This is a genomic window from Sphingomonas sanguinis (assembly GCF_001476905.1).
Lineage (GTDB): Bacteria > Pseudomonadota > Alphaproteobacteria > Sphingomonadales > Sphingomonadaceae > Sphingomonas > Sphingomonas sanguinis_B.
In genome coordinates this window covers 1-6361 of sequence record NZ_LDTE01000173.1, presented here as the reverse complement: position 1 = coordinate 6361, position 6361 = coordinate 1, and the positions used below count along the sequence as shown (strand labels likewise).

Below are 6361 nucleotides of genomic sequence, written 5' to 3'. Positions count from 1 at the left end.
CTCCGCCGGACGGCTGGTCGCGCGAGACATGGACCTGTTCGGCCCAGCTAGCTGGGCCGCGGTGCATATCGGGCAGTTCAACATGCCCGAAGGGCTGGACCCGCTACTGGCTTATGGCGATCCCGCGCAGAGCCGTGGTTTCGTGGCAAAACTGGCCGGCGCGATCGGGCAAATGGCGGAGTCGATGCCGACCCATGGCGATTGGTTGAAGAAGATCGGAGCGACGCAATAATTCCTCCCCTTGCAGGGGAGGTGGCAGGCCGAAGGCATGACGGAGGGGTGTCCCGCTCTCGATAGGGTTACACCCCCCCACCATGCTACGCATGGTCCCCCTCCCCTTCCAGGGGAGGAATTATTAAAGCCCCTCGCCCCCGACCCATTGCGCATGCGCCAATCGCCGCGCGAGCTCCCAATTCTGCTGTCGCAGGTCTGGCACCGCCACCACCTCCCACAGCCCGCCGCGCGTCATCGGGCCGATGCAATAAAGCCGGTCGTCCACGCCGCCGTCCGCCGCCACGACATGGCTCTGCGCATCGACTTCCAGTCCGATGCGGAGCGCATCCGGGCGGATCATCCCCTCACCGATCAACTGTCGGATCAGCGGCTCGCGCGAGCGGAGAAGATCACCTTGCGGCCCGGTGCAGTTGACGATCCGCGCGACCCGCAAGGTCTCGACGCCATCGCTCCCGCGCGGCCGCCAATGGACCAAGGCCCCCTGCCCGTCCGGCTCGACCCGGACCAGCTTGCCGCCCGCGATCGACAGCCGCCTGGTCTCGACCAGCCCGTCCACCCGGTCCGCGACCGAAGGTGCGAGGCGGTGGCGGTGCACGTCCCAATAGGGCCGCACATGCCGCAGGAACCGCGCCCGCGTCGCGCCGTCCGCCGCGCCCCACATCATCTGCGTCACCGGGCGAAGCGCATCGACCGCACCGCGCCAGCCCTGTTCCTGCGCCGCACAGCGGACATGGCGGACCAGCGCCGACAGGCTGGCGGCAGGCCGCTCGCGCAACGGGGCAAAGGGCGGCGCGTCGGCATGGCGGCGCGGCGCGAGCCCCCGGCGCGAAATCGCGATGGTCCGGCCGCCAAAGCCGCTGGCATCCAGCAGCAACGCCGCATCGATCGCGGTCAGCCCGCTGCCGACCAGCAGCACGCGGTCGTCCTCGCCCAGCCCTTCGGCGATATCACCCGCCCACGGGTCCTCGCGATAACAGCCTTCCGCCAGCAGCGCCGGATCGATCCCCGGCGGCGTGTGTGGCGGCAGGTTGCCCAGCGCCAGCACCACCGCATCGGCCGCCAACCCCTCGCCCTCCGCCATCCGCAGGCGATATCCGACACCCTCCCGCTCCAACGCCACCACCTCGCCGCTCGCCAGGGTCAGTCGGGCCGGGTCCGCCGCGATCGTCTCCATCAACAGGTCGCGCAGATAGTCGCCATAGACCCGGCGCGGCACGAAGGTCTTGGCATCCCCCGCCCCGCGCGCCACCAGCCAGCGAACGAAATGGTCGGGATCATCGCGCAGCGCGCTCATATTGCCCGCCCGCACGTTCAGCAAATGCTCGGCATGCGCCGCGCTATAGGCGACGCCCCGCGCCAGCTGGTTGGCCCGCCGCTCGATCAGCGTCGCGCGCGGGCCGCCATGGCGGACCAGATTGATGGCCAGCAACGTGCCCGCAAAGCCGCCGCCGATGATCGCGACATGCTCGATCCCTGCCGTCATCTGCCAGTCGTCCTTTCCTGATCGCCGGTCCGCCATCCTTTAGTCGCATCGGAAACGATCGCCACGAAGATTTCGGTATACGATTTTCAAGCGCGTCGTTACGCTGCTCCTTTGCAATTCACGCGTGGGTGGGTCGATGCGGTCGTGCTGGCGAATTTCCGGGCTTTTGGTTTCCATGTCCTCGATCGCGCTGGCGACGCCGCTGATGGCGCAGACGCCCGTGCCGACACCGCCGTCCGAACCCGCATCGGCCAGCTCCCCCGCCCAGCCCTCCGGCACTTTGTCGGTCGAGGGGATTTTCGGCCGGGGCGCCGTGCGCACGGAATCGGTGCGCTCCAGCCGTTGGACCAAGGACGGCGAAAGCTATCTCGCCCTCGAAAACGGGCCCAAGGGCGGGCAGGATATCGTCCGCTATCGCATCGCCGACGGCCAGCGCCAGGTGGTGATCGCCGCCGCCGATCTGGTCCCACCGGGGGCCAGCGCGCCGATCACCATCGACAGCTATGAATGGTCACCCGACGACAAATGGCTGCTGATCCAGACCAATGGCCAACGTTTCCGCCGCACCAACGCGCTGTCCGATTACTGGCTATACGACGTCGCCAACCGCCGCCTGCACAAGGTCGGGCCGGACGCCGCGCCCTCGACCCTGCTCTACGCCACCGTCTCGCCCGACAGCAGCCGCATCGCCTATGTCCGCGCCAACAACATCTATGTCGAACCGATCGCGGGCGGTGCCCCCGTCGCGCTGACCAGGGACGGTGACGATTATGTCGTCAACGGCCTGGCCGACTGGGTGTATGAGGAGGAGTTCTCGGTCCACCGCGCGTTCGAGTGGAGCCCGGATTCCAAGCGCATCGCCTTCTTGCGCTTCGACACGAAGGGTGTCGGCACCTTCGACATGATCAAGAACACCGGCGGACAATATTCGCAGGTGATCCCGCTGCAATATCCCAAGGCGGGGACGACCAACTCGGCGGTCACGACCGGCGTGATCGATGTGGCCGACGGCGCGACCCGCTGGTTCAAGCTGGCGGGCGATCCGCGCCAGAATTACGTGCCGCAGATCAGCTGGGCGGGCGGCCCCGACGCGCTGTTCATCCAGCAGTCCAATCGGCTCCAGAACAGCTACAACGTCCTGCTCGGCGATCCCGCGACCGGCGCGGTCAAGCCGATCATGGTCGAGAAGGACGCCGCCTGGGTCGAGGCCAACGTCGCCCCCGAATGGCTGAACGGCGGGCGCAGCTTCACCTGGCTGTCCGAGCGCGACGGCTGGCGGCACCTCTACACCATCGACCGCGCGAGCGGCCGCGCGACGCTCCGCACGCCGGGCAAGTTCGACGTGGTCGAGTTGCTGAACCTCGATGAAAAGGCGGGCTATGCCTGGTTCATCGCCTCACCCGACAACCCGACCCAGCGTTACCTTTACCGCACCACCCTGTCGGGTACGCCAAAGGTCGAGCGGCTGACGCCCGCAAACCAGCCGGGCACGCACAGCTATGACATCGCACCGGGCGAGCATTGGGCGCTGCACACCGTGTCGCGCTTCGACGCGCCGCCGGTCACCGACATGCTCGACATGACCCGCCAGCAGCCGCTGCGCACGCTGGCCGCGAACGCGCCGCTGGCCAAGCTGGTGAAGGACACAGGCCTGCCCGCGACCGAGTTCTTCCGCGTCGATATCGGCGGCGGCACGCAGCTGGACGGCTGGCTCATCAAGCCGCCGGGCTTCGATCCGGCCAAGCGCTATCCGATCCTCTATTTCGTCTATGGCGAACCCTGGGGTCAGACGGTCGCTGACCGCTGGGCGGGGTCGCAAGGGCTGTGGCACCGGATGCTGGCGCAAAAGGGCTATCTGGTCGCCAGCCTCGACCCGCGCGGCACCGCCACCCCGCGAGGGCACGACTGGCGCAAGATCATCTATCGCCAGGTCGGCATCCTCGCCTCGGCCGATTATGCGGCAGGCGTGCAGAAGATGCTGGCGACACGGCCCTATATCGACCCTGCCCGGATCGGCATCTGGGGCTGGAGCGGCGGCGGCGCGATGACCCAGAACGCGCTGTTCCGCTACCCCGACCTCTACAAGACCGGCATCGCGGTGGCGGGGCCGACCGACATGAAGCTCTACGATACCATCTATCAGGAGCGCTACATGGGCCTGCCGCAGGATAATGCGGAAGGATATAAGAACGGCTCGCCGATCACCTTCGCCGACCGGCTGAAGGGCAACCTGCTGCTGATCCACGGTACGCTGGACGACAATGTCCACTACCAGAACCAGGACCAGCTGGTGGACCGGCTGATCCACTTCAACAAGCCGTTCACGATGATGGCGTACCCAGACCGTAGCCACGGCATCTATGAGGGCGAAAATACCAGCATCCACCTCTATTCGCTGATGACGCGGTATCTGGAGACCAACCTGCCGCCCGGCGGGCGGTGAGCCGGGCTCAGGAAGCCCAAGAGGGCGTCGGCTTTCCGTCCCGACGCCAGCCCTTGGTCGTGCGGACGTAAAAGCGGATATGGCCACGTCCGCACGGTCCGCCGCATCGGAGCCACACCTCCGCAGCCGCATGATCGCGATCCGCGACCAGCCGAGGTACTTCGATCGTGTATACCGTAGCGCGCGCACCCCGCCATGGTCCTTTGCCCGTCGCGTTGGAACGCGCACGGGCATTTGCGACCGCGATACCCCCGGGGAAGTTGCTGCCCGAGCGCCGGGCAAATTTTCATCAGCTCGCTGTGCGCGGGGTCGACTTCCAGATAGGTCTCGCCAGACTCGGCTGGGCGTAGTCCGCGACGGCCAAGCGACCGATCTCGCAGGCGTCACTCAGCGGTGCCAGAGGCGCGTCGATCCGCATCATGAGCGCGCCCATCATGATCATTAACATCGGCAATCTCCCATCCCCGATCTTGGCTCGAACCGCCGCCCGGCCCAACGACGCTAAACTGCCGCCGCGCTACTCCCTGCCACCCGACGCAACCCGTCACGCGGGGCCAGCATCGACGGCTCCTTCAGATCGCGGACCAGCCCGATGCGGCGCAGCCCCAGCAGCACCCACCAACCCGGATCAGGCTGGCCAGGCTCTATCCCAAGCCGCGCGGAATCCGGCCAGGCATGATGGTTTCCATGCCATGCCTCGCCAAAGGTAATGAGCGCGGCGGCGGGAAGATCATGGCCTTGTACCGCGACATCATCGACGCTCCAGCCCTGCGGGCCGCGCCTGTGGGTGATGTGACCGACCAACCAATGCCCGGTGACGCCGACCGTCACCCGTACCGGCACGCCCCAGACCAGCCAAGGCAAGCCCCCCAGCCAAAGAAACAACACGGCCCAGGGCAGTTGCTGCGCCATCCAGCTCCGCTCCAGCCAAATCAGGAAACGGTCGTCGCGCAACCGCGCCTCAGGCTCGAAACACGGCGGATGGGCGAGATCGAGCCGACAGTGCATCTGCCACCAAGCATCATGCAGCAAAGGTGCCCGATGGGCGTGCAGATCGTGACATTCCACCTGCCGCTGCGCCCAGTCGCGCATATCGTGCAGCCGCACCATGCCCAGCGGCCCCGCCATCCCGACCAGTGTGCCCAGATAGACCAGCACCCGCTCGAACCAGAGCGGTGCCGTAAAGCTGCGATGGATCAGCAGCCGGTGCAGGCCGATCGAATGGCCCAGGCACAGCGTCACAACCGAGGTCAAAAGCCACAGCAGCACCGCGCCCAGCGTGACAAACAATGGGGCCAGCACCAGCGCCGATCCGGTCATGCCGATCATCCAGAGCGACCGCACCGGTGCCCATCGCACCCTTCCCTCTCGCGCATCGCTGTCGGGCAAGGCGATCATCCGGATCGTCGAACGACAGGTCATGCAGCGCTCCTTATATAATTAGGTATATTCCTAAATGCCGAACCATATTTGTCAACGGTTAGCGAAATGCCTAAATGCTTATCCATGCAACGTGTGTTCGAGGCTCTCGCCAATCCGGCCCGCCGCCGCATCCTGGCCTATCTGTCCCATGCCGAGTTGAGCGCGGGCGAGATCGCCTCGCGCTTTGACATGGCCAAACCATCCATTTCCCAGCATCTGTCGATCCTGGAATCGGCCGGGCTCGTCACCAGCGAGAAGCGTGGCCAATTCGTCTTCTACCGGCTGGTGCCGGAAAGCCTGACCAATACACTGCATGGATTCGTGCAGGAGGTCTGCCCGGTCGCGCGTCCGCTCAAGCGCGAGAGCGCCGCCTTGGCGCAGAAGGACGGCAAGCAGCCCTAACTCCTTCGCTGGACGGCGCTAACTCGGACTCATCAACGCCATTGCAATCGTTTGTTGCAATTGTTGTTCGACCACTCCATGATACCCCTCGACGCGGCAAGCCAGCGACAGACCATGGCCCACCCCCGCGTGCGAGAGGACCCGCATGACCCCGTCCACCCCCGCCGCCGGCCACGCCGCTCCGTTCAAGCCGCGCCTGTCGCTGGTCCGCATCCTGGAGATGAATCTGGGCTTTCTCGGCCTGCAGTTCAGTTTCGGGCTGCAGCAGGGCAACATGGCCCCGATCTACAGCTATCTGGGTGCGTCAGAGGCGCAGATTCCGCTGCTTCAGCTGGCCGGGCCGATGACGGGGCTGCTGATCCAGCCGCTGAACGGCG

At 66.2% G+C, this 6361-nt stretch carries 5 protein-coding genes and 2 pseudogenes; 4 read left to right on the top strand and 3 right to left on the bottom strand.

Annotated elements, in window-relative coordinates; translation table 11 throughout:
* Positions 1–232: pseudogene (locus tag SB4_RS18245) on the top strand (tryptophan halogenase); the annotation flags it as partial.
* A gap of 123 nt (positions 233–355) precedes the next feature.
* On the opposite strand, the gene SB4_RS18240 reads toward SB4_RS18245, so the two are convergent.
* Positions 356–1717, bottom strand: a complete 1362-nt coding sequence (locus SB4_RS18240; RefSeq protein ID WP_058753698.1) for an FAD/NAD(P)-binding protein — start codon at positions 1715–1717, stop codon at positions 356–358.
* Positions 1718–1892: 175 nt separating this feature from the next.
* On the opposite strand from SB4_RS18240, the gene SB4_RS18235 reads away from it, so the two are divergent.
* Positions 1893–4160 (top strand): S9 family peptidase, encoded by a 2268-nt coding sequence (locus SB4_RS18235; protein WP_241488693.1) that lies wholly within the window; start codon positions 1893–1895, stop codon positions 4158–4160.
* 289 nt (positions 4161–4449) lie between these two features.
* Here SB4_RS18235 and SB4_RS20150 read toward each other — a convergent pair whose 3' ends face one another.
* Both SB4_RS20150 and SB4_RS18230 read right to left on the bottom strand, forming a co-directional pair.
* Entirely contained in the window at positions 4450–4608 is a 159-nt protein-coding gene (locus SB4_RS20150; protein ID WP_193753884.1) for a hypothetical protein, read from the bottom strand.
* A gap of 53 nt (positions 4609–4661) precedes the next feature.
* Entirely contained in the window at positions 4662–5582 is a 921-nt protein-coding gene (locus SB4_RS18230; protein ID WP_058753696.1) for an acyl-CoA desaturase, read from the bottom strand.
* Positions 5583–5666: 84 nt separating this feature from the next.
* Here SB4_RS18230 and SB4_RS18225 point away from each other — a divergent pair, with 84 nt between their 5' ends.
* Complete coding sequence (locus tag SB4_RS18225) at positions 5667–5984, top strand: metalloregulator ArsR/SmtB family transcription factor (protein WP_058715448.1); 318 nt, start codon at positions 5667–5669, stop codon at positions 5982–5984.
* A gap of 145 nt (positions 5985–6129) precedes the next feature.
* Positions 6130–6361: pseudogene (locus SB4_RS18220) on the top strand (MFS transporter); the annotation flags it as partial.

Excerpts from the sequence above, each read along its gene's own strand:
- SB4_RS18225 (WP_058715448.1), top strand. The coding sequence starts at position 5,667 with ATGCAACGTGTGTTCGAGGCTCTCGCCAATCCGGCCCGCCGCCGCATC.
- SB4_RS18230 (WP_058753696.1), bottom strand. The coding sequence starts at position 5,582 with ATGACCTGTCGTTCGACGATCCGGATGATCGCCTTGCCCGACAGCGAT.
- SB4_RS20150 (WP_193753884.1), bottom strand. The coding sequence starts at position 4,608 with ATGTTAATGATCATGATGGGCGCGCTCATGATGCGGATCGACGCGCCT.
- SB4_RS18240 (WP_058753698.1), bottom strand. The coding sequence starts at position 1,717 with ATGACGGCAGGGATCGAGCATGTCGCGATCATCGGCGGCGGCTTTGCG.
- SB4_RS18235 (WP_241488693.1), top strand. The coding sequence starts at position 1,893 with ATGTCCTCGATCGCGCTGGCGACGCCGCTGATGGCGCAGACGCCCGTG.